The sequence below is a fragment of the Bacilli bacterium genome (genome assembly GCA_036381315.1).
Taxonomy (GTDB): Bacteria; Bacillota; Bacilli; order Paenibacillales; family KCTC-25726; genus DASVDB01.
Genome location: DASVDB010000009.1, coordinates 1 through 21,833 on the forward strand (window position 1 = coordinate 1; position 21,833 = coordinate 21,833).

Below are 21,833 nucleotides of genomic sequence, written 5' to 3' on the forward strand. Positions count from 1 at the left end.
TTTCACTGTCAGGTCAAATGAGCGCGCCCGTTTTACTAGATAAAGATGGGCGGACACTTGGACCAAGTATTTTAATTGCCGATGTAAGATCAAGTAAACAGACAGCGAGATTAAGGGAAACATATAGTACTATTTGCGAAAAAATGACTGGAAACCGGCCGATTGATGCTTTCACCGTTGCGAAACTGTTGTGGCTGAAAGAAAATCGACCTGATATGTTCAGGCAAGCAAAATGTTTCGTTTTTCCCAAAGACTATATTCGCTATCGCTTGACGGGAAGAATAGCTACCGAACCGACAGATGCAGGAAACAGTCTATTGTTTGATTATCAAACGCGCAAATGGAATGTAGAGATGATTCGGGAATTAGGCTTCGAAGAATGCTTATTTCCAAATATCATGCAAAGTACGGATATAGCTGGATATATTACTTCCACAGCGGCTCACGCAACAAATCTTAATGACGGTACGCCGGTTATTGCCGGAGCGGCGGATATGGCCTGCAGCAGTATCGGTACTGGAGCCATCTTGCAAGGAACTGTAGCAGTCACACTCAGCACATCAGCCCAAGTGGTAACAAGCCTGCAAGAAATCCGACCGGAAGGAATCGGGAAAGTAACATTTCATCCACAAGCGGGGAAACTGTCCTTGTACACAATGGGGTCAATCTTTACCGGCGGCTTGGGATTTGCCTGGAGTTACAAATTACTGCATGACCGGACGGAGATGAAAAAGTCGGAAATTCGTGCGCTTACTGAAAAAATGCGTGAGATAACGCCAGGAAGCGATGGTGTCATGTTTCTCCCCTTTTTGGTGGGAAGTGGTACACCTTTCTTTCACCCGGACGACACTGCGGCTTGGATCGGGTTGCGATATCGCACTGATCGGGCAACAATGATGCGCGCAGTGATGGAAGGTATTGCGTATAATATTTGCGACAGCATTCAAGTTTTCCAGAAAATGGGGCTATCCCTTGAGCATATTCGTCTTGGCGCCGGCGGCAGCAGAAATCCGGTATGGTGTCAAATTATCGCAGATGTTCTGGGATATGCAATCGATATCCTTGCTGTGCAGGATGCATCCACTCTTGGCGCTTGTTTGCTGGCGGGGTTGGGGCTTGGCGTCTATGACAATGTAGATCAGGCATCATCCCGAGTGGTGAAAATAAATACGCGTTTTAATTACAATGATAAAGCACATCAAATATACAAAGAACTATATCAGGTATATCGTAACTTGTATACGGTATTGCATGCCCATTCCTCACGAATGTAAAACAATTTTTTCACACCTCATGCGAGCCGGCAAAAAGTCAGTTCTGGCTGCTTTCAGAACGTCCGATTGAACTGATTTGCCGAGCTTCAGCAGTAACGAGCTGAAATGTCGGAGAAAATCAACAGCCTGAAAATGCAAATGAATAACCAAATAAACCTTGACGAACAGAAATCGTAACATCTGATAAAGAGCCGGATTTGTCTGACCGAGCCTCGGCATTTTTCTATGCCGGGGCTATTTTTAAAAGGCTATCGTCCACTGCCTCGCCTTTTTACGAAATGAAAAGTAACTATGCAGGTAAATTCAGAATTTCAGCCATATGGAGAAAATAACCTGCATTTTTGCACATCATTTGCAAACTGGCAGGAGTCTGCGAGTTCGAGTATTGCATCGAAGACCGTCTGGCCTGTTAAAGGAGATTGTTTTCGCTTGCTTGCTTTTGCTCTTTTCACAAGAACATATGTTTGGTAAAATGGAATGATCAAACATATGTTCGAGGTGGTTGGAATTGTTGAAACAAGCAGTCAAACCCTCTGCATCATGGTATAATACGGTTATCAGAGAACACGGCAAAACGTATCGCACCATGCGAAATCGGCTGCATCCGAAAAACGACTTTATTTTACAAAGGCTTTTCGGCGAGGAAGAGACCAAAGCAGCGTTGATTTCCCTGCTGAACGCGATCTTGCGCCTGACGGGGACAACAGGCTGGCCGACTTAAAAGTCATGCGGAACAAGCAATTGCTAAAGGAACAAATCAAGGATAAAACCGGGCGGTTGGATATACGGGCCGAAACCATGGACGGTGTGCAAATTGATATTGAAATGTGGATTTTGCCTTTTTGGATATTGAGCGGTTTCACAGCACGTTCCACCTGTATGAAGACCACGAGCGGGATTTCAAGCTGACAGATGTGATGGAGATTCATTTTATCGAGTACCCGAAGTTTCGCTCAATAAGCAAAGATATGAATGACCCGTTGCATCGTTGGCTAATGTTTTTGGAAGAAGATCTTCCCGAACAACAACTGAAGGAGTTGATGGAGATGGATCCGATCATCAGGAAAGCGGAGGAGCGGCTGGAATGGCTAAGCAGTGACGAAGAAACCCGGAGAATGTATGAATTCCGGGAGAATTCCCGCATTGAGCGCAACAGCTTGATGGCTAAGCAGCGACCGCGCTAACGGCCGCATTAGCCCCGCTGGCCCCCCACATTGTTTGCGCTAACAGTTGCCTTTGTCCGCGCTGACCGCGCTAACGGACGTATTTGCCGCTATTTTGCGAAAAAACGGCTTGTTGAAATTTTAACGGACGCAGGAGCCGTTATTGGTTTGAATTCTGCCCTCAAAGCCACGAAAATGAGCAAATAAGCGCAATGGCGAACGTTAGAATTTGAAAAGCGAAAAAAACCGCCTGTTAACGTCACTGGCGTCCGTTAGAGCTTTCGGGGAAGGCGAAGGTGGTCGTTAGAGCCTTTAAGCCGCGGACAACCCCAGAGCATCCGCAGCGGACGGCCATGATAGCCCCACTGCAGCATGTTGGCGGGAGAGGGCTCCAGCCCGGGCGGGCGGCAAAAAAAGTACCAATAAATGCTGCGATCAGTCAAATCAAAAATACTATACTAGTGGAGGTCCTCATTCATGGCAATTTTGATTACGGGCGGCGCCGGTTTTATCGGCAGCCATACTTGCGTGGAACTGTTAAACGCAAACGAGGAGATCATCGTAATCGATAACTTCTACAACAGCAAGCCCGAAGCCATCAGGCGGATAAAAGAAATAACGGGCAAAGACTTCAAGTTTTACCAGGTCGATTTGCTTGACAAGCAAGCGTTGGAAGCCGTTTTTGCGGAAAATAACATTCATGCGGTGATCCATTTCGCCGGTTTAAAAGCGGTCGGCGAGTCCACGACGATTCCGCTTCGCTACTACCACACGAATATTACCGGAACGCTGCATCTTTGCCAGGTTATGCAGAGCCACGAAGTACATAAGATTGTATTCAGCTCGTCGGCCACCGTATATGGGCTGCCGGAGAAGCTGCCGATCACGGAAGATGCGCCGCTGCAAGCGACGAATCCGTACGGCCGCACCAAATGGATGATCGAAGAAATCTTGCGGGATTTGGCCCGCTCGGACGACCGGTGGAGCATCGCGCTTTTGCGCTATTTCAATCCGATCGGCGCGCACGAAAGCGGCCGCATCGGCGAAGATCCGCGCGGCATCCCGAACAATCTGCTGCCGTATGTGGCGCAGGTCGCTGCAGGCAAGCTGGATAAACTGCGCGTGTTCGGCGCCGATTATCCGACCCCCGACGGCACAGGGGTGCGCGACTACATTCATGTTGTCGATCTGGCGTTGGGGCATGTCAAAGCGATTCGCAAAGTCATGAGCGGCACCGGCGTAGAAGCCTATAATCTTGGCACGGGAAAAGGTTACAGCGTACTGGAGATCGTTCGCGCTTTCGAACAGGCTTCGGACAAGCATATCCCTTACGTCATCACCGATCGCAGACCGGGCGATATCGCTGTCTGTTACGCCGATCCGTCCAAGGCGAAAAAAGAGCTGGGCTGGGTGGCGACCAAAGGCCTTGCCGAAATGTGCGCCGACGCGTGGCGTTGGCAAAAGCACAACCCGGAAGGATATCCGGATCGATGAGCGTCTTGATAACCGGAGGAAAAGGGCAGCTCGGCATGGACGCGGCGGAAGTGTTTGCCGCGACGCATGAGGTAATCGCATGCGGGCGTGACGAACTGGATATCACCGACAGGCAGGCGGTGGCCGCGTTATTTGCCGCTATCAAGCCGGAAATCGTCATTCACTGCGCCGCCTACACGGCTGTCGACAAGGCGGAGGAAGACGAAGACGGCGCATATCTGGTCAATGCGATCGGGACGCAAAACGTAGCCCTGGCTGCGCAAAAAGTCGGCGCCAAATTATGCTGCATCAGCACCGACTACGTTTTCGACGGAACGTCCGATCATCCTTATGCGGAGCAGGATTCGCCAAACCCGATCAATGTGTATGGCAAAACGAAACTGGCAGGCGAGCGGTTGGCCGCGGCTTCCTGCGCGAAACTTTTTACCGTGCGCACTTCGTGGGTGTACGGCAGACATGGCAATAACTTCGTCAAAACGATGCTGCGTTTGGCGGAAACGCAAAAACCGCTAAGCGTGGTGGATGACCAGATCGGCAGCCCCACCTATACGAAAGATCTGGCGGTATTTCTCGCCGCGTTGACGGCGACGGAGCGCTATGGCGTCTATCACGTGACGAACAGCGGCGCATGTTCGTGGTATGAATTCGCCTGCGCCATTTTTGCCGAAAGTGGCCTCAAGGTCGATGTGCGGCCGTGTAAAACGGCGGATTTTCCGCGCCCGGCCCGGCGGCCGCGTTTTTCCGTGCTCGCTCATCGGGAAATCAGGCGGCGCGGCTTTAACGATCTGCGCCATTGGCGCACGGCATTGCGGGAGTTTTTGCATGGATAATCAATTGAGCGGAAGCGGGTGCCTCCTCGTTACGGGCTGCGCCGGATTTATCGGCTTCCATTTGTGCAAACGGCTGTTAACGGCCGGCTACTCCGTAGTCGGGATCGACAGCCTTACCGATTATTATGATGTTTCGCTGAAAAAGGCGAGACTGCGCTTGCTTGCGCCGCATTCCCGGTTTCGCTTCGTGCATGCGGATTTGGCGGATCGCAAGGCGGCGGCCATTGCCTTTGCCGGCGAAACATATGATGCCGTCATCCACTTGGCGGCCCAGCCCGGTGTGCGGTACAGCATGGAACGGCCGCATGCCTATATCGACAGCAACATCGTCGCTTTTGCCCATGTGTTGGATGCGGTGAGGGAGCGGCAGGTGCGCCACTTTTTGTTTGCTTCCTCCAGTTCGGTATACGGGGCGGACAGCCCCGTGCCATTTTCCGTGCATCATCCCGCCGAACATCCGATCAGTCTGTATGCCGCGACGAAAAAATCCAACGAACTGTTTGCCTACGCTTACAGCCATTTGTTCGGCATTCCGACAACGGGCTTGCGCTTTTTTACGGTTTACGGTCCGTGGGGCAGGCCGGACATGGCGTATTTTATATTTGCGGAAAAGATCATGCGCGGCGAAGCGATCGATTTGTACAATTTCGGCGACATGCGGCGGGATTTTACGTATATCGACGACGCGGTGGAAGCGGTCATGCGGATTTTGGCTTTGCCGCCCGCGGCAGATGCGCCGCCTGAGGCGCCTGAACCGACTGCCCGCGAAATGCCGCAGGAGGCTTTTGCAACCGGGCCTGATGTTCATTATCGGCAACCTTCTCAGCCGCCTGTACGCTCGTCATTCCGTCCGCCTTTTCGCTTGGTCAATGTCGGCAAAGGCAAACCGGATACGCTGCTTTCCATGGTGGAAATTCTCGAACGGGTGCTCGGCAGACGGGCGGAGAAAAGGTTGTTGCCTTTGCAGCCGGGCGATCCGGTCGATACCTGGGCGGATACGAGCGGCTTGGCGGCTCTGACCGGATTCACGCCGCAAACATCCCTCGAAGCGGGCTTAGGCCAATTTGCCGAATGGTATCTTCACGAATATATAAATAAGCGATAGCCGCTGTATTGTATATATCAGATTGGCGAAGCACGCCCTAAAGTCATTTTTTGATGGCAGACGGGGCGTTTTATTTTTTATAGTTGAAAAAATATGAGGAGGCGCAAGGATATGATGAACCATGAGCTTTTTGAGGATGCTTACAACGATTGGCTCCGCTCGCATTTGCACAAACGATCGGGAGAGCGAAAAGGGCGGTTGGAACGCGGCCATCAGCATGCGGAGAAATTATTTTTACAAAATGTCTGGTGGCCGCTTTTTGGCCATTTTCATCATTTGCATCCGGAGTATGAGATATTGGATTGGCGCGGGCGGCCTTACTTTTTGGACTTTGCCTGGCTGCCGGGGCATGTTAAGATTGCGTTCGAAATAAAAGGATTCGGTCCGCACGTACGGGATATGGACCGCAAGCATTACTGTTACGAGTTGAATCGCGAAACGTTTTTGCAAAGCCTGGGCTTTCGGGTAGTGGCAATTCCGTACGACGATGTGGCGGAACGTCCCGATCTTCTTGTCAGTCTGTTGCGCGCGTTGCTCGGCCAATTTGCCGCCGTTTCGAAAAATTTCGATCGGTTTACCCGAATTGAGCGCGATGTCTTATTGTTGGCCATGGGGATGAACAAGCCGGTTCGCCCGATCGAAATCGCGGCTGCGCTGCATATCAATCGCCGCACAGCTGTGAGCGCCTTGCAGTCGTTATGCCGTAAAGGCAGGTTGCAAGCTATATACGGCGGGCGAGCCACCAAAGTTTGCCGCTATGAACCGGTGCGTCAAGGTTTGCACAATACGGAATGGCAGTGGTAGAAGGACGCGGAAATTTAAAATGTAGCGCAAAACTGCACCTTAATTTTTATAAAACACCCATATTTTCAAATGAAGCGCAAAACTGCACGATAAATTTTCCAAAACGCGGTTTTTGAAAATTATAGTGTAAATTTGCACTACGTTGCACATTTTGGACACATTTTTAAAAAACGAAGTGCAGATTTGCGCGTTAATGAAGCCAACACACCATAAGCACATTTCGCCAGGCGGATTTTTTCTGAACAGAAGTTGCCATTGTCGCATTCGAACGGTAGTGAGCACGATTCCCATTTGCTTGTCTGTTGGGACAACTCCTGACGGTTAGGGAAACCCGCTCGCGGACTTTTCACCCTCCAAACATGTCCCGGCTCGTCAAACCCGTCCGCATAATTGGCCAACTCCCCTCATAGGTATGGTATCAGAGGTTGTTCGCGAAGCCTGCGCGCGGCTCCCGAACAGTTGCCAAGGAGAGTATCAGTTGCAAAAGGGGATGATGGAATGCGTCGGGTCAGCAAATGGGTCGCTGTCTTGTTGTGCGTGTCCCTGGCTCTTGCGGGGTGCGGCAAAAAAGACGCCGGGACGGTCGTCAAGGAACTGGACCGAAACGTAAGCAAGATGACGAGCTACAAAGGCGCCGGAAAAATGATCCTGCATACGGGCCAGCAGCCGCTTACCTACCAATTGGAAGTGTGGTACCGGGAACCGCATTTTTACCGGATCGCGCTTACGAATGAGGCTCAGGATATTACCCAGATCGTGCTGCGCAACGAAGAAGGGGTGTTTGTGTTGACGCCCCATCTGAATAAAAGCTTTCGGTTTCAAAGCGATTGGCCGGAAAAGCAAGGCCAGGTCTATTTATACCAGACGCTCGCCAAAAGCATCGTTGACGACCAGGAGCGGAAATTCGCCACGGACGGCGGGGCATACGTGTTTGATGTAAAAGCCAACTATATGAACAGCTCGTTCGCGCGACAAAAAATCTGGCTGAACAAGAAAAACTTTGCGCCCAAACGCGTGGAAGTAAACGACGATGAAGGCAAAATGCTTGTCGAAGTCGTCTTCAGTTCATTCACCTTCGGCGCCAAATTCGAGCAGGACGATTTCGATATGGACCGCAACATGACGGCGTGGAATCTGCAGTATCTGCCCACCTTTTCATCCGATGGGGAAAAGGCCGACAGCTTGGCCGGGGATAAAACGCAAGGCTTTGGCCTGTTCGAGCCTGTCTACATGCCGGAGGGCGTAAAACTCAAAGATATGAAAGACATTAAACTGGGCGACCAGCCAGCCGTTTTGCTCAGATACGAGGGAGACTATAACTATACGATTATGGAAGCGCGCCCGGAGGAACAGACGGTGACGGCAATGACCGGAGATGTCGTTGATTTGGGATATACGATCGGAATACTGATGGGCGAGGACGAACTGAAAACGTTGGCCTGGATGCACGACGGCGTGGAATTCAGACTTTCCTCGGGAGATTTGCCGGTCGCGGAGATGATCAAAGTCGCCCAATCCGTCGCCAACCAAATTGGCAAATAATACACTGCCAAAGAAACGAATCGGCGCCGGGAAGTTCATTGACAGCGGCCGTATGAGCCAGTAACATTAATCTGATGGCAACAAACGTGGCATTACGGCGAAGAAGGTGAACTTTTAGTGGATTCGTTTTTTCGGCCGACTTGGGTGGAAATCTCGCTGGACGCCCTTCGTGCCAATATCTCGGCGTTTCGCCGGATACTTCCCGCTGAGATGAAAATGATGGCCGTGGTCAAAGCCGACGCTTATGGGCACGGCTTGACGGAAATCGCGGCGGAAGCGGCAGACGCCGGAATGGATTATATCGGGGTGGCATTTTTCGATGAAGCGCTGAAACTGCGCCGATCCGGCTTCACCGTGCCGCTTTTGGTGCTCGGTTACACGCCGCCGGAGGCCGTCGCCCTCGCGCTTCAACATGATATTACCATTACGATTTACAGCGACGATTTGCTTCCCGCGTTGCGGGAAGTCGGCAAAACGGCGGCGGCCGCGGGAAAATCGGTAAAAGTCCATATCAAGCTGGATACGGGGATGGGCAGAATCGGGCAGTTTGAGCAGTCGGCGGCCATTGCCTATATTGCCCAAACGCTGGCGCTGCCCGGCGTTAAGGTGGAAGGCCTGTTTACCCATTACGCCTGCGCCGACGAACGGGACAAAACCTACACGTACGAACAGCATCGCAAATTCGCCGGGATTGTCGATCATTTTGCCGCGCAAGGCGTGCGTTTCCCCTTGCTGCATGCCGGAAACAGCGCGACGGGCATCGAATTGCCCGCATTATCCTGGAACATGCTGCGTCTTGGCATCAGCATGTACGGCTTTTATCCTTCCGTTACGGTCGATCATAACAAAATTCACCTGGAACCGGTCATGAGTTTTAAAACAAAACCCGTGATGATCAAAACGCTTCCTCCGGGATCGGGCGTCAGTTACGGCGCTACTTATGTCACCAAAACATCCGAGAAAATCGCGACTCTGCCGGTCGGTTACGGCGACGGGTACACGAGGCTGTTGACCGGGCGGGCGGAAGTGCTGATTCGCGGGCGGCGCGCGCCCCTCGTCGGGCGCATATGCATGGATCAGTGCATGGTCGATATTTCCCATCTGGGGGACGTATCGTTGCAGGACGAGGTCGTATTGTTCGGCAAACAGGGAGACAACGTCATCAGCGCGGATGAACTGGCGCAAAAATTGGGCACGATCAACTATGAAATCCTGTGCATGGTGTCGGCGCGAGTGCCTAGAGTATATGTAAGAAACGGCCAGGTCGTGAAAACCGTCAACCACTTGTTGGAATAAAATGGCCCTGGCTACATTTGGCAGAAAAAAGATCGGCAATTGAAACAGGAATTTTTGCGGCTTTGGCGAATGTATAAGTTTAGACTTTGCATATATTTGTTTTTGTATAAAAATGTTCCTCAATCGTCATAATGGTATTATCGGACTGGAAACGCAGTGGAGGTGCTTTTTTGGTGACCAACGTGCAGAATACGAAGAGGATCATGATCAGTTTGCCGGACTACTTGTTGCAGGAGGTAGATGGTGTGGTCGAAAGCGAGAACTCCAATCGCAGCGAGTTGATCCGCAAAGCGATGAAGCTGTACCTGCTCGAACGAAAAAAACGGCACCTTCGGGAAACGATGCAGCGCGGCTATATGGAAATGGCCAAAATAAACCTTCATATTTCCGTAGAGTCATTTCAAGCGGAGGAAGACGCGGATGGTACCCTTGACCGCCTAGTAAGCGGGGTGTAAAATTTGATCGTTAAGCGCGGTGATGTTTTTTTTGCCGATTTATCGCCGGTGGTCGGATCGGAACAAGGCGGTGTCCGCCCGGTGCTTGTTATCCAGAACGATATTGGAAACCGGTTTAGCCCGACGGTAATCATAGCGGCCATTACGGCCCAGATACAAAAAGCAAAATTGCCCACGCACGTGGAAATCATTGCGGAAGAGCATGGATTCGACCGCGATTCCGTCATTTTGCTTGAGCAAATCCGCACCATTGACAAACAAAGGCTGACTGATAAAATTACCCATTTGGATGAAGAAATGATGGCGAAGGTCGATGAGGGCCTGCAAATCAGTTTGGGATTGATAGATTTTTAAACATTTCGCCAAGCGAGGGAGGATACTCTCTCGCTTTTCAAGTGCGCATGGGGGAAAAGATGGAGAACCGAATTGCCCGGGAGCTTGGCTTGCCGGTTGGAAAAGTGAAGGCGGCGATCGCTTTGCTGGATGACGGGAATACGATCCCGTTCATTGCGCGATACCGCAAAGAAATGACCGGGGAACTGGATGAAGAGGAGCTGCGCGGCATTGATGAGCGGCTGCGCTATTTGCGCGGGCTAGAGGAGCGCAAAGCGGAAGTTATCCGGCTGATCACGGAACAGGGAAAGCTTACCGCAAAACTGCAGGAAGCGATCATGGCAGCCGAAAAGCTGCAGGAAGTGGAAGACCTTTATCGCCCATACCGGCAAAAACGCAAAACCCGCGCCGGCGTGGCCAAGGAAAAAGGCCTGGAGCCTTTGGCCGACTGGCTGCTCGCAGAGCCTGCGGCCGGTTCGCCGGAGGACGAGGCAAACAGCTATGTAAACCCGGAAAAAGAAGTACATACGGCGGAGGATGCGCTGCAGGGCGCCCTGGACATCATCGCGGAAAAAATCGCCGACGACGCCCACATCCGCGCCTGGGTGCGCATACATACGCGGGAAAATGGCCTTGTGGCCGTATCCGCCAAAGACAAGGACAAGCCTTCCGTCTATGAAATGTATTACGAGTACCGCGAGCCGGTGAAAAAGTTGCCGCCGCATCGCGTGTTGGCGATCAACCGCGGGGAAAAAGAACAGTTTTTAAAAGTCGGCATAGAAGTGGACGCCGACATGATGAACCGCCATATTGCGGGAAAAGTCATCACGAAAAAATCCGTTGCCGAAAAATGGCTGGCATCCGCCGCGGAAGACGCCTACAAGCGGCTTATTCAGCCTGCGATTGAGCGGGAGATCCGCAATGAATTGACGGAAAAAGCCGAGGAGCAGGCCATCCGCATTTTCGCGGAAAACCTTCGCAATCTGCTGCTGCAGCCGCCGGTAAAAGGCAAAACGGTATTGGGCGTCGACCCGGCATACCGCACCGGCTGCAAACTGGCAGTTGTCGACGAGACGGGGAAAATGCTCGAAGTTGCCGTCATCTATCCCACTCCGCCCCATCTGAAGATCGCGGAAGCGAAAGCGGTGTGCCGGTCGCTGATCGAACGCCATGGCGTCGAACTGATCGCGATCGGCAACGGGACCGCCTCCCGTGAAACGGAGCAGTTTGTCGCTGAAGTGATCGCGGAAAATAAGGAGCGGCGGTTGCAGTACATGATTGTGAGCGAAGCGGGAGCGAGCGTATATTCCGCATCCCCGCTGGCCAAAGAGGAATTTCCCGAGTTGGATGTGGCTGAGCGCAGCGCCATTTCGATTGCCAGGCGGCTGCAGGATCCGTTGGCCGAATTGGTCAAAATCGATCCGAAGTCGATCGGCGTCGGGCAATACCAGCATGACGTCGCGCCGAAACGTCTGGAAGAAAGCTTGGCCGCCGTCGTCGAGTCTGCGGTAAACCATGTCGGCGTCGATCTGAACACCGCCTCGGCGTCGCTTTTGTCCTATGTTTCCGGAATCAGCGGCACGATCGCCAAAAATATCGTCAAATATCGCGAGGAATGCGGCAAATTCACCGATCGCGAACAGTTGAAAAAAGTTCCGCGGCTTGGCGCCAAAGCGTTTGAACAGTGCGCCGGGTTTTGCCGCATCAGCGGCGGCGCCAACATTTTGGACAATACGGCGATACATCCGGAATCGTACGGCATTGTGGAGCGGCTGTTTCAGCGGCTCGGCATCGGGGCGGAACATTTGGGCACGCCGCATTTGCGGGCGAAGCTGAACGGCCATGATCCGGGCCGGCTTGCGGCGGAGTTGCAAGTCGGAGAGCCCACGCTGCGGGATATCTTCGACAGCCTGTTGCGCCCCGGCAGAGATCCGCGGGAAGACTTGCCGCCGCCCATTTTCCGGACGGATGTGCTCAGTATGGAGGATTTGCGGCCCGGCATGCGGTTGACCGGAACCGTGCGCAATGTCGTCGACTTTGGGGCATTTGTCGATATTGGCGTGAAGCAGGACGGTCTCGTGCACATTTCGCGCATGAGCGACAAGTATGTCAAACACCCGACAGAGGTTGTGGCTGTGGGTGACGTCGTGACGGTATGGGTGCTGGGCGTGGATGTACAAAAAGGGCGGGTCAGTCTGACGATGCTTAAACCGCCCGCTTCCGTGCAAGAATGATGATGAGGCATTCATTTTGATCGGTAAAAAAACCAGCATTCGTTCAGCAGGCGAATCTGCCTGCGGTCTTTATTGCGAAATGCGCGGGCCAGCTGCTGGCACAACCAGACGGGCATGCGCTTCACTCCTTCCCTAAGCGGTTACCGGACAAGGGTTTAGGCGTTTCCGTATAACCAACTTATGCGCGGCAGGAGTTTGTGTGCATGTTCAACCCGACATTTCATCCTCGTACCACTGCTCAAGCTGGGCTTGCAGCGCGCGTATTTCCGTCAAGAGCGAGATAAGGGGATAGTGCCGTTCATCGATCGCCGCCCATGTTTTTTCCATCTGGTTGATATAGTCGATAGATTTGAGAATGGATAATTCCGGATCGACAATCTCCACATGCTCGCATTCAGCCAGAACAATAGGCAGACTGGGAACGGCGGCGGCTGTCAGTTTGCCGATTTCTTTATGCAGACGCTGATGCAATGCGGTCAGTTGATAGGCATGGGAAGCGGGAATCTCCACAAACAGCGTCCGTCCCTGATCATTTAAAATGCAATAGCGCATGTCGGGCATCGAATTTGGCGGCCTCCTTTATCATCTATACACGATAGTGTACATGACGAGGCCGTCCGGTTTCAAGCGGCGGTTTTCGAGCAGCGACATTCAGCATTCCTTCCGGCGTTTTTTCCGGCGACATTCTTCTTTCCGAAAGTACAAGGGGTGTTGAAACATGACTAATGAACAATTGCTGCTCAAGGATGCATGCGACTTCATCAAGAAAGCGCGGTGTTGAACCATGACTAATGAACAATTGCAGGCATGGGTGGAGGAGCTTTCCTTGCGGTGGTTTGCGCGGCCTTTCTTGCATCGGGCAACGTTCAACAAACGGCTCAAAACAACCGGCGGCCGGTATTTTCCCCGCACGCACAACATCGATATCAGTTTGCGGCAATGGGAAATATATGGCGCGGATGAGGTTGAAAAAATCATCAAACATGAGCTATGCCATTATCATTTGCATCTTTTGCAAAAAGGATACCGCCATCGCGACGCCGACTTCCGCCAATTGTTGCGTCAAGTGGGCGGTTCGCGGCACTGCAGGCCGCTGCCGGACATGAAACGCCGTCAGGAGCCGATCCGCTACCGGCTGGAATGCACGAATGACAGCTGTCGCATGGTTTATTACCGCAAACGGAAAGTGGATGTGCGCAAATACGCGTGCGGACGCTGCCGGGGCAAGCTGCGGTTGGTCGTTCAATAAAATGTATGTGAAAATTCACAAATAATTTTTGCAGAACGCGGATTTTTGGCAAATATATATGAATTTTCACATATATTTGGCGGGGGTTTGCAAATTTTCCGCAAATATATGTGAAAAAACACATACATTTAGCGCAAACGCCGATTTTTTAAAAAATGTATGTGAAAAAACATATATATTGGTCGCGGATCCAATTTGCTGGCCTTTTGGGACAGCCCCCGATGACACTTTTTTTGTAACATTTTAACTGCGTGATGCGTGATCGTACTCCTTGACTTGCGAATGGTTTCATGGTACATTATTTCTTGTCTTTCCTCGATAGCTCAGTTGGTAGAGCACTCGGCTGTTAACCGAGTTGTCACAGGTTCGAGTCCTGTTCGGGGAGCCATATGGAATATGAACCCCACAAAAGGACGGGGATCATCCCAATCTTTTGTGGGTATTTTGTGGAGAGGTACCCAAGAGGCCGAAGGGGGCGCTTTGCTAAAGCGTTAGGGTGTAACAGCCGCGAGGGTTCGAATCCCTCTCTCTCCGCCATACATAGGAAAGCTGCCGCGCGCGGCTTTTTTGTTTGGTCCGGTTACAGACACAGTAGGGTCTCCCATCGTTTTAAAATTAATGTAGGCAGATAAAAATTCCACTTGTCATCCGGTACCGGAATCCGTTATAATAACATTTGTGTCTTGAAGATCGCGGCCCGTTGGTCAAGTGGTTAAGACACCTCCCTTTCACGGAGGTAACAGGGGTTCGACTCCCCTACGGGTCAGTTTGAGCCATTAGCTCAGTCGGTAGAGCACCTGACTTTTAATCAGGGTGTCGGAGGTTCGAATCCTCCATGGCTCACCATTTTTTAAGTTCGCGGTCGTGGCGGAATGGCAGACGCACCAGCTTGAGGGGCTGGCGGTAGCAATACCGTGGAGGTTCGAGTCCTCTCGACCGCATCAATCGAAATAGCTGAAAATCCCTTGATGTACAGGGGATTTTTTTGTTTTTAAAGCCGGGAATCGAAATGCGGCGTTTTCACCATCATTTGTCGAAAAAGTGTATAATAAAAATGATTACAAAAATTACATAAGGGTTGATACTTGAATGCTTGCACCGATCTTATCCAGCAAAATATCGGTTCCACCTGTTGAGCCTCGATTGCTGTATCGACAGCGTCTCGCCGGGCATCTTGAAAACGCTCTCATAAATAAAATCTCGCTCATTACCGCACCGGCCGGTTACGGCAAAACTACACTTGTCAGCAGTTGGGTTGCCAAAATAGCTGTCTCGGTAGCTTGGGTTTCATTGGAACCTGATGACAATGCGCTTGCAAGGTTTTGGTATTATATTGCCGCATCTCTGGAAAGAATTTAGCCGGGGATTTCCGCCCAGGCGCAAAAAATATTTAATTCGTTTCACGGAGCTTCAGCGGAACAGGCGGTTTCTTTATTTCTCAACACCATAGAACCGCTTTCGGACCACGTTATCCTCGTATTGGACGATTATCATGTCATTGATCATCCTTCTCTTCATGAAAGTTTATCCTTTTTCCTCGAACACTTGCCCCATCGGATGCATCTTCTGATTCTTAGCCGCAATATCCCCGCATTCCCGCTTTCCCGTTATCGAATAAAAGGGGAACTGTTTGAAATGGACATGGAGAATTTGCGGTTTAATCGTGACGAGATTATCCAATTATTCGAACAGAAAAATTGCGTTAAGGTAAGTCGCAACGCAGCGGATATGATCGAGCAAAAAACAGAAGGATGGGCGGCGGCGTTGCAGGTCATCACTTTGTCCATGCCAAAGCATGAAAATCTGGATCAACTGATTCAAACATTTTCCGGCAAGCACAGGTTTCTGCTTGATTATTTTATTGAGGAAGTGTTTCAGAAACAATCTGATGAGGTACAAGCTTTTTTGATGCAAACGTCCATTTTGGAAAACATAAACCGTTCACTATGCCATTCTATGCTGCCAAACTCCGACCCGGCGAAAATCATCGCTTATTTGGAAAAGGTAAATCTGTTTATTATGCGTTTGGATGAAGAACGCGTCTGGTACCGGTATCATCCTTTGTTTGCGGAAGCGCTCCAAAATAGATTGCAGGAACATCAGATCTTTGCGAAAAACGTAAAAATCCTGCATCGCCGGGCATCTATATGGTTTAACGAGCATGGTTACGGCGAGCAAGCGGTTCGCCACGCTTTGGCTATCAACGACTATGTCCTTGCCTGCGAAGTGATTTCTAGCCATCTGGATATGTTCATTACACAAGGGCAGGAAATGATGGTGTTACAGTGGTTGGATGAGATGCCGCACGGATTTGTGCTGCGGGATGCGGATTTGCGTTCGTTTTACCATATTATGCTGTATGTGGCGGGGCGCCCTGTCGATCAGATTTTAATCGAATCGGAACAGATCCTGGCGGATGAAAGCGGACGCATGTCGGCTCGGGAACGCCGGAAGATGGAGTTTCAGATCATTGGCATGAAGGCGACGGCGGCGTTGATGCGATATCGGTTGGACGAGTTTCAAACCCATATGATTTCGCTTTCTTCTTATACGGATATAAAAAGGTCAAGAACGAGCTTTGTCAGTCAGAATGAAGCGGTTTTGCATCGCGGCGTTACGGCATATGGGGGCCGGTTAACGAAGGCGCTTCAGGTAAATTTGACAACAAACGCCGATCCGCGAACGGTCCGCCATGATCTGGAGCATTTTGAAGGACGCAATAAACTGTCGCTTGCGGATATATACTATGAAATGAATTTGCTGGCGAAGGCGTCCGAAGAAATTTCGCAGTTGGAACAAATACTTGATACTTCGATGAATGAGGGCATCGTGGCGCCCGGGCTTATTTTATCGGCAAAAATCAAATGGGCGGAAGGCCGCGCGAATGAAGCGTTTCAACTGCTTCGTTACAGAAAAAACGCGTTGAAAGAAAGAGGGATGCACCGCGGCGAGATGCTGCTTGGGGCATTTCAAGTGAAACTGGAGATGATGGTTGGCAATATGGAACCTGCAGTACATTGGGTGGAAGCCCGTCATTTGCATATTGAAAATCAGCCCAATGTGTTGCGGGAGTTCGAGTATTTGATTTTTGCGCGTTTTTTTCTCATTCAAAACAAGGTGGAGGAGGCTCAATCGTTACTCCTTCGCATGCTGGAAGCCGCGGAGAAGGCGGATCGGTATGGAAGCCGCATAGAAATATTGCTGCTGATTTCCTTGTGTTGCTATAAGGAAAGGAATTCCGCGCAGATGTTGAAAACGCTGGACCAGGCGCTTAGTCTCGCTTCGGCGGAAGGTTACCAGCGGATCTTTTTGGACGAAGGCAAAGAACTGGCCCATTTGTTGGAAGTGTGGCTTGATCATCGCAGGCAAAGAGTTCATTATTCCGATAAAAGAAATAAAATTTTTTCATATGCCAAAAGTGTGTTGAAACAATTTCATTGTGAGCCAACGAATCATTTTTTTCCCTGTATAAAAGATCATCCAAAAGTATCGCTGAGTGATCGGGAATTGGAAGTTTTAAAATACCTGGATAAAGGTTATTCCAATGAAGAAATCGCGAGCGAGTTGTTTTTGTCCATAGGAACAGTCAAACGGTACATACACGATATGTTTGTCAAACTCGAAGTGAAAAATCGCGTACAGGCAACCATCCGGGCACGGGAACTCAACATATTATGATCGTTTTAGTTTCCATGCGCCGGGCTTTAGCCCACCGCCTTTTGGCGGTCAGCTTCGGCACCTGCACTTGGTTAACGTCAAGCCTCCCTGCACAGCGCCAACGTTAAGCCACCTTGCACAACTCTCCCCGCCCAATGTTAAGACGGGAGATCACCACCCCGTGCATTCGCGCATCGCAAAACGGGCGGAACGCCTCCCCGCCCAACGCCAACGTTAAGCCACCTTGCACAACTCTCCCCGCCCAACGCTAACGGACGTAGCAGACGCTATTTGCCGAAAAAAGGCCGTGCAAAAAATTTGACGGTCGCCACAGCGGCTATTTGCCGTTTTTTTACCCGTATACCGCACAAAGTGCTAATATAAGCGCGCATACGACCGTTAAATTTATAAACCGGGCGTAAAACCCAAAATAGCCTCTGTCACGTCCGTTAGATCTGAAAGCCCCTTATTCGACTTTAGTCGACTGGTGTTCAATTAATCAGTTGCGAGTTTTGCAGTAATCGTTGCACCATGACCGCCACTTCGGCCCTCGTAACATTCGCTTTAGGGTCAAGCGCCGTATTGCTTCTACCGTAAGCGATGCCCGCTTGCAGGCAAGATGTGACGCTGCTCGTCGCCCAGCCCGAAACTTGGTCTGCGTCGTTATACATACGAAGCAGTTGATCATGCGATTTCCCATGAAGTTTCGCCGTCAGCTTCGTGACTTCCATAGCTTTTGCGAGGATGACCATCGCCTGTTCTCGGGAAACCCTGTCCATTGGACGGAACGTTCCGTCTTCATAGCCGCTGATCAGATGATAAGCATAGGCCGTATGCACAACCCCGGCATACGGATTCGTCTTTTTCACATCAGAGAAAGGCGTTTCCCCGTCAACTATCCTTATTCCTAACGCCCGCAGGATGATTGCGGCGAATTCGGCGCGCGTCACGTCCCTATCTGGTTCATAGGCATTGCCGCCTACTCCATATACGATTTTCCTAGCCCCCATGTCATTGATGGCGTTCTTGGCCCAATGGGAAGCGACATCTTGAAACTCCAGCGGATTCCATATCAAGGCATACGTGCTGTTTGTCAAACTGTGTATAACGGCTGTATATTGTCCGTTCACGATCGAAACATTTGTAGGTACATGCCTTACCGTTCCGTCCGGTTCAACCACAACTGCTGTCGTAATTTTACCCGGATCAACACCGTCCGGAATCGCAATGGTTCTTTCGACGTAGGCGTTGAAATGGGATATGTCGACATTTGCCCCGTTATAAATGCCCTTCACCGAAAAGTTTTCCGGAGGCGCCATAATCGTAATTTTCCCATTGTTCGCTGTATTTTCAATAAATTGCAATTGATCCGCAGCGGGAGAGGAAATTTCGATCTGAACTTCAATGTCTTGCAACGCGATATCGGAGCCCAGTTGTTTCGCCACCGCATCAATATTAATCTGTCCAGCGGGGATCGTGTAGGAAGCATTTTCGGTGATCACTTTAACTACCGCTTCTTTTTGTTCCATATTTTTGACCATTTGGCCGTTGAGTGTGCCTTTCACCACATCAGAGTCGGTCAACACGGGGATCCCGATGACTGCGCCTTGGCCGGCTATCGCCAGACGTTGATCCAGTCTCTCCGGGTCCACAGTGATCGTAGTCACTTGCTGATGATTAACCGTCTCTGTTGTAGCGGTTCCCGCAGAAACTGCTTTTCCGTTCACAAGCACGTCAACATGGGCGTCTTTTGTTTCGCCTTTTGTTTGTTGATCGTTCGTTCCGCTGTCCGGGGATTCAGGCCCGGTTTGCTCGCCACCGTCGGTATCGTCGTGATCGGACGGCGCGCTTGGGACGACTTCATGGGAAGCGCCCGAGGCCAAACTTTCGCCTGCGCTGTTTATCGCCTTCACGGTGAAAATATACCGGGTGCCGTTCGTCAAACCTGTGACCGTAATCGGGCTGGAAACTCCCGTCGCAACCATATTGCCATACTGGTCCCAAACTTCATAGCCTGTAATCGGACTTCCGCCATCATCTTCAGGAATGTTGAAGCTGACCGTCGCCTGCCCATTGCCCGCCACCGCCATAATCGCGGAAGGCGCTGCCGGAACAGTCATCGGCGTCGCACTAACCACATTGGACGCGGGGCTATCCCCGCCAGGGTTGGTCGCTTTCACGAAGAAGTAATATGTCGTCCCGTTAACCAAGCCGGCAATATCCTGTTGATAGACTGCCCCTGTAACAGTGGCGACAACAGAACCATAGGTTGACTCTGTGACGCTTTGGTAAATTTTATATCCTGCGGCGCCTGTTACCGGGGACCAGTTCAGACTGACTTGCCCGTTGCCTGCCACAGGCGGGTGCAACATCGGCACGCCCGGTATTGACACTTGCGGAATCGCGCTTACCTGGTTGGATTTGGCGCTTTCTCCCCCTGCATTGATAGCTGTTACTGCGAAAAAGTATTCCGTTCCATTCGTTAAACCGTTCACTTGATATACAGTATCCGTAACCGTAGCGACGAGGGTGCCGTATACCCCTTGTGTAACACTCTGATAAATCCGATAGCCCGACGCGAGTGGAACGCTTGTCCAGGAAAGCGATACGCTTAAGTCGCCGGATGTGATGGAGTTAATCTCGGGGGCGAAAGGCGCATCCAGCGTCCACGCCGCATACAGCGTGATGTCGGATGCGGGAATGCGATCTGTGGCAAAATTCCACGGAATCGTTCCCGCCGCATCCTTAAACCAGCCGGCGAACGTATAACCCGCGCGTGTCGGCGCGGCCGGTTCGGCAATCGTCGTACTAAAATCAGCCGTCATGGACGGTACGGCGCTGCCGCCTTGCGTCTCGAAAGTGACGGTGTAGCTGTTGATTGCCCATTTGGCGTAAAGCGTTATATCGCTTGTTATCGGCGTATCAAAATCAAACGGTAGCGTGAGTTCGCTGTCGGTATACCAGCCGGCGAACGTGTAACCCGCGCGTGTCGGCGCGGCTGGGGCGGAGGCGTTCGTACCTTTGATTACCGTTTGGCTGGTAACCGCCGATCCCCCATTGCTGTTGAAAGTTACACTTGCGTTGTTGGTTACGTCAATCGTAACGTCGCCAGTTGAAGTCAATGACTCCGCCGGAGAATGCAACAAGTTGTAATAATTGACCTCGGCGTTGATTTTCATAGTTCCGTCGTTCAAGTCGTCGGATACGACTTTGACCTTAAAACGCACCGTTGTTCCATCCGCCAGGATACTGTCATTCGACAGACTGCCGCCTGCTATTGCATTGGCGCCGCCGCCAAGCCTAACTACCACTGTGCCGTTCCCCGTACTATCGTAATCCGCCTGATCATCTCCGGCAGTATCCGACTTTGGCCCAACATTTGGCCCATCCAAAATTTCCATCGAGCCGGGGATAAACGTCGTTCCGGCGGGAATCGGCACCGACAACTTCGTTTGATCGGAAATGTCCCCGCCTTGATTCTTCACATTCACATCAATGGTCAAATCACTTCCGGTATTGATGGTGTTGTGATCCGTTGTAACCGAGACAATATCACAAGGGGCTGTGCCGAAGAAAATATCATCCAGATGGTTTCCAGAGCCATTAGGAGGATTTCCATCTTTAACCGAGACAGCGACGAAGACAAATCGGGTTAATGTCTGACCTGGCGGAACCGTGTATGAACCCTTATGAATAGCCCAATCATCCGGTCCGTCCGATATGGTCGTAGGTGTCAATCCTGTTATGGTCACTTCATCCGGATCGACGGTCGGCGGGAAGTAATTCGTATCCAGTTGTGTCGGCGAGCCGATCCACAGATTCATCACATCGTTACCTGGACCGTCGCCTCTTCTGCCACGATGCGCCAATCTCCAGTAGATCGTTTCCCCGGGTGTGGTAACAACATCCTGATACAAGGCTGAGTTTCCAAACCCGCTCATCTCGATATATTGATCGCCTTCAGCGGCGGGATTGTGATCCGGATTAATATCCGCTTTCCAGTATTCAAATCCTGGCCCGATATCACCCCCGCCGAAATCAGTATTTGTATCCGTGGTCATCCACCCGCCTGCATCCGTCGCGTGAACAAAAAATACACCATTCGAAGTGAATGGGGTAACCGGAAACTCAAACCCCGGATTCAAAAGTTGCACCATCGGCGGACATGCAGCAGGGCTTGATGCGGCTAGCGCCTTTTTTATCGGAGGAAATGGTCCAATCGGGGGAAACAGCAAGAAAATGATCTGCAAGGCAAGCAGAACCATGATCGCACACACCATTTTGCTTATTTTGCCAATACGCATAAAGCCGCCACTCCCATGTGTAAAAAAGTCGAAAAAAATAGAATCGGAACGCAGGCGTATCCAAACTCCAAATAATTCTCATTATAAGACCTT

General features: G+C 51.1%; 19 protein-coding genes and 5 tRNA genes. 20 read left to right on the plus strand and 4 right to left on the minus strand.

Annotation, left to right across the window (positions count from 1 at the left end):
• The 12 genes from VF260_00555 to VF260_00610 form a co-directional block, all read left to right on the plus strand.
• The coding region (locus tag VF260_00555) for an FGGY family carbohydrate kinase (protein HEX7055674.1) at window positions 1–1,274 on the plus strand (1,274 nt) is incomplete at its 5' end.
• Between the two features lie 508 nt (window positions 1,275–1,782).
• A complete protein-coding gene (locus tag VF260_00560; protein ID HEX7055675.1) occupies window positions 1,783–1,995 on the plus strand; it encodes a PD-(D/E)XK nuclease family transposase in 213 nt (70 codons plus the stop codon).
• Window positions 1,996–2,116: 121 nt separating this feature from the next.
• Window positions 2,117–2,458 carry a PD-(D/E)XK nuclease family transposase gene (locus VF260_00565; protein ID HEX7055676.1) on the plus strand — a complete coding sequence of 114 codons (342 nt, stop codon included), beginning with the start codon at window positions 2,117–2,119 and terminating at the stop codon, window positions 2,456–2,458.
• A gap of 456 nt (window positions 2,459–2,914) precedes the next feature.
• Window positions 2,915–3,931 (plus strand): UDP-glucose 4-epimerase GalE, encoded by a 1,017-nt coding sequence (gene galE / locus VF260_00570; protein ID HEX7055677.1) that lies wholly within the window; start codon window positions 2,915–2,917, stop codon window positions 3,929–3,931.
• Window positions 3,928–4,761, plus strand: coding sequence for a dTDP-4-dehydrorhamnose reductase (rfbD, locus tag VF260_00575; GenBank protein HEX7055678.1), 834 nt, complete (start codon window positions 3,928–3,930; stop codon window positions 4,759–4,761). The genes galE and rfbD overlap by 4 nt, the downstream gene beginning before the upstream one ends.
• Window positions 4,754–5,866, plus strand: a complete 1,113-nt coding sequence (locus tag VF260_00580) for an NAD-dependent epimerase/dehydratase family protein (protein ID HEX7055679.1) — start codon at window positions 4,754–4,756, stop codon at window positions 5,864–5,866. Before rfbD ends, VF260_00580 begins: the two co-directional genes overlap by 8 nt.
• Window positions 5,867–5,977: 111 nt before the next feature.
• A complete protein-coding gene (locus VF260_00585) occupies window positions 5,978–6,670 on the plus strand; it encodes a hypothetical protein (GenBank protein ID HEX7055680.1) in 693 nt (230 codons plus the stop codon).
• A gap of 498 nt (window positions 6,671–7,168) precedes the next feature.
• Window positions 7,169–8,212: a DUF4367 domain-containing protein gene (locus VF260_00590; GenBank protein ID HEX7055681.1), complete on the plus strand. Its 1,044-nt coding sequence runs from the start codon at window positions 7,169–7,171 to the stop codon at window positions 8,210–8,212.
• A gap of 117 nt (window positions 8,213–8,329) precedes the next feature.
• Window positions 8,330–9,508, plus strand: a complete 1,179-nt coding sequence (gene alr / locus VF260_00595) for an alanine racemase (protein HEX7055682.1) — start codon at window positions 8,330–8,332, stop codon at window positions 9,506–9,508.
• A 131-nt stretch (window positions 9,509–9,639) separates the two neighbouring features.
• Complete coding sequence (locus VF260_00600) at window positions 9,640–9,963, plus strand: antitoxin (GenBank protein ID HEX7055683.1); 324 nt, start codon at window positions 9,640–9,642, stop codon at window positions 9,961–9,963.
• Between the two features lie 3 nt (window positions 9,964–9,966).
• A complete protein-coding gene (locus tag VF260_00605) occupies window positions 9,967–10,317 on the plus strand; it encodes a type II toxin-antitoxin system PemK/MazF family toxin (GenBank protein HEX7055684.1) in 351 nt (116 codons plus the stop codon).
• Window positions 10,318–10,364: 47 nt separating this feature from the next.
• Window positions 10,365–12,530 carry a Tex family protein gene (locus VF260_00610; protein ID HEX7055685.1) on the plus strand — a complete coding sequence of 722 codons (2,166 nt, stop codon included), beginning with the start codon at window positions 10,365–10,367 and terminating at the stop codon, window positions 12,528–12,530.
• Window positions 12,531–12,541: 11 nt separating this feature from the next.
• Here VF260_00610 and cmpA read toward each other — a convergent pair whose 3' ends face one another.
• Complete coding sequence (cmpA, locus tag VF260_00615) at window positions 12,542–12,646, minus strand: cortex morphogenetic protein CmpA (protein ID HEX7055686.1); 105 nt, start codon at window positions 12,644–12,646, stop codon at window positions 12,542–12,544.
• A 91-nt stretch (window positions 12,647–12,737) separates the two neighbouring features.
• Window positions 12,738–13,091 carry a hydrolase/acyltransferase gene (locus VF260_00620; GenBank protein ID HEX7055687.1) on the minus strand — a complete coding sequence of 118 codons (354 nt, stop codon included), beginning with the start codon at window positions 13,089–13,091 and terminating at the stop codon, window positions 12,738–12,740.
• A gap of 223 nt (window positions 13,092–13,314) precedes the next feature.
• Here VF260_00620 and VF260_00625 point away from each other — a divergent pair, with 223 nt between their 5' ends.
• The 8 genes from VF260_00625 (at window position 13,315) to VF260_00660 (ending at window position 17,457) form a co-directional block, all read left to right on the plus strand.
• Window positions 13,315–13,779 carry a SprT family protein gene (locus VF260_00625; GenBank protein ID HEX7055688.1) on the plus strand — a complete coding sequence of 155 codons (465 nt, stop codon included), beginning with the start codon at window positions 13,315–13,317 and terminating at the stop codon, window positions 13,777–13,779.
• A gap of 312 nt (window positions 13,780–14,091) precedes the next feature.
• A tRNA-Asn gene (locus VF260_00630) sits at window positions 14,092–14,167 on the plus strand.
• Window positions 14,168–14,227: 60 nt separating this feature from the next.
• Window positions 14,228–14,316 (plus strand) — tRNA-Ser (locus VF260_00635).
• A 157-nt stretch (window positions 14,317–14,473) separates the two neighbouring features.
• Window positions 14,474–14,545 (plus strand) — tRNA-Glu (locus VF260_00640).
• 4 nt (window positions 14,546–14,549) lie between these two features.
• Window positions 14,550–14,625: transfer RNA gene (locus tag VF260_00645), tRNA-Lys, on the plus strand.
• 12 nt (window positions 14,626–14,637) lie between these two features.
• A tRNA-Leu gene (locus VF260_00650) sits at window positions 14,638–14,720 on the plus strand.
• Between the two features lie 148 nt (window positions 14,721–14,868).
• Window positions 14,869–15,138, plus strand: a complete 270-nt coding sequence (locus VF260_00655; protein HEX7055689.1) for a hypothetical protein — start codon at window positions 14,869–14,871, stop codon at window positions 15,136–15,138.
• 276 nt (window positions 15,139–15,414) lie between these two features.
• Window positions 15,415–17,457, plus strand: a complete 2,043-nt coding sequence (locus VF260_00660) for a LuxR C-terminal-related transcriptional regulator (protein ID HEX7055690.1) — start codon at window positions 15,415–15,417, stop codon at window positions 17,455–17,457.
• Window positions 17,458–17,927: 470 nt separating this feature from the next.
• Here the strand turns inward: VF260_00660 and VF260_00665 are convergent, their stop codons facing one another.
• Window positions 17,928–21,497: an InlB B-repeat-containing protein gene (locus VF260_00665; GenBank protein ID HEX7055691.1), complete on the minus strand. Its 3,570-nt coding sequence runs from the start codon at window positions 21,495–21,497 to the stop codon at window positions 17,928–17,930.
• Window positions 21,498–21,564: 67 nt separating this feature from the next.
• The coding region (locus VF260_00670) for a hypothetical protein (GenBank protein HEX7055692.1) at window positions 21,565–21,833 on the minus strand (269 nt) is incomplete at its 5' end.

Bases quoted from the DNA above. Each gene is read 5' to 3' on its own strand.
- galE (HEX7055677.1), top strand. From the start codon at position 2,915: ATGGCAATTTTGATTACGGGCGGCGCCGGTTTTATCGGCAGCCATACT.
- rfbD (HEX7055678.1), top strand. From the start codon at position 3,928: ATGAGCGTCTTGATAACCGGAGGAAAAGGGCAGCTCGGCATGGACGCG.
- VF260_00580 (HEX7055679.1), top strand. From the start codon at position 4,754: ATGGATAATCAATTGAGCGGAAGCGGGTGCCTCCTCGTTACGGGCTGC.
- VF260_00585 (HEX7055680.1), top strand. From the start codon at position 5,978: ATGATGAACCATGAGCTTTTTGAGGATGCTTACAACGATTGGCTCCGC.
- VF260_00590 (HEX7055681.1), top strand. From the start codon at position 7,169: ATGCGTCGGGTCAGCAAATGGGTCGCTGTCTTGTTGTGCGTGTCCCTG.
- VF260_00600 (HEX7055683.1), top strand. From the start codon at position 9,640: ATGGTATTATCGGACTGGAAACGCAGTGGAGGTGCTTTTTTGGTGACC.
- VF260_00610 (HEX7055685.1), top strand. From the start codon at position 10,365: ATGGGGGAAAAGATGGAGAACCGAATTGCCCGGGAGCTTGGCTTGCCG.
- cmpA (HEX7055686.1), bottom strand. From the start codon at position 12,646: ATGCCCGTCTGGTTGTGCCAGCAGCTGGCCCGCGCATTTCGCAATAAA.
- VF260_00620 (HEX7055687.1), bottom strand. From the start codon at position 13,091: ATGCCCGACATGCGCTATTGCATTTTAAATGATCAGGGACGGACGCTG.
- VF260_00625 (HEX7055688.1), top strand. From the start codon at position 13,315: ATGACTAATGAACAATTGCAGGCATGGGTGGAGGAGCTTTCCTTGCGG.
- VF260_00655 (HEX7055689.1), top strand. From the start codon at position 14,869: ATGCTTGCACCGATCTTATCCAGCAAAATATCGGTTCCACCTGTTGAG.
- VF260_00660 (HEX7055690.1), top strand. From the start codon at position 15,415: ATGGACATGGAGAATTTGCGGTTTAATCGTGACGAGATTATCCAATTA.
- VF260_00665 (HEX7055691.1), bottom strand. From the start codon at position 21,497: ATGACCACGGATACAAATACTGATTTCGGCGGGGGTGATATCGGGCCA.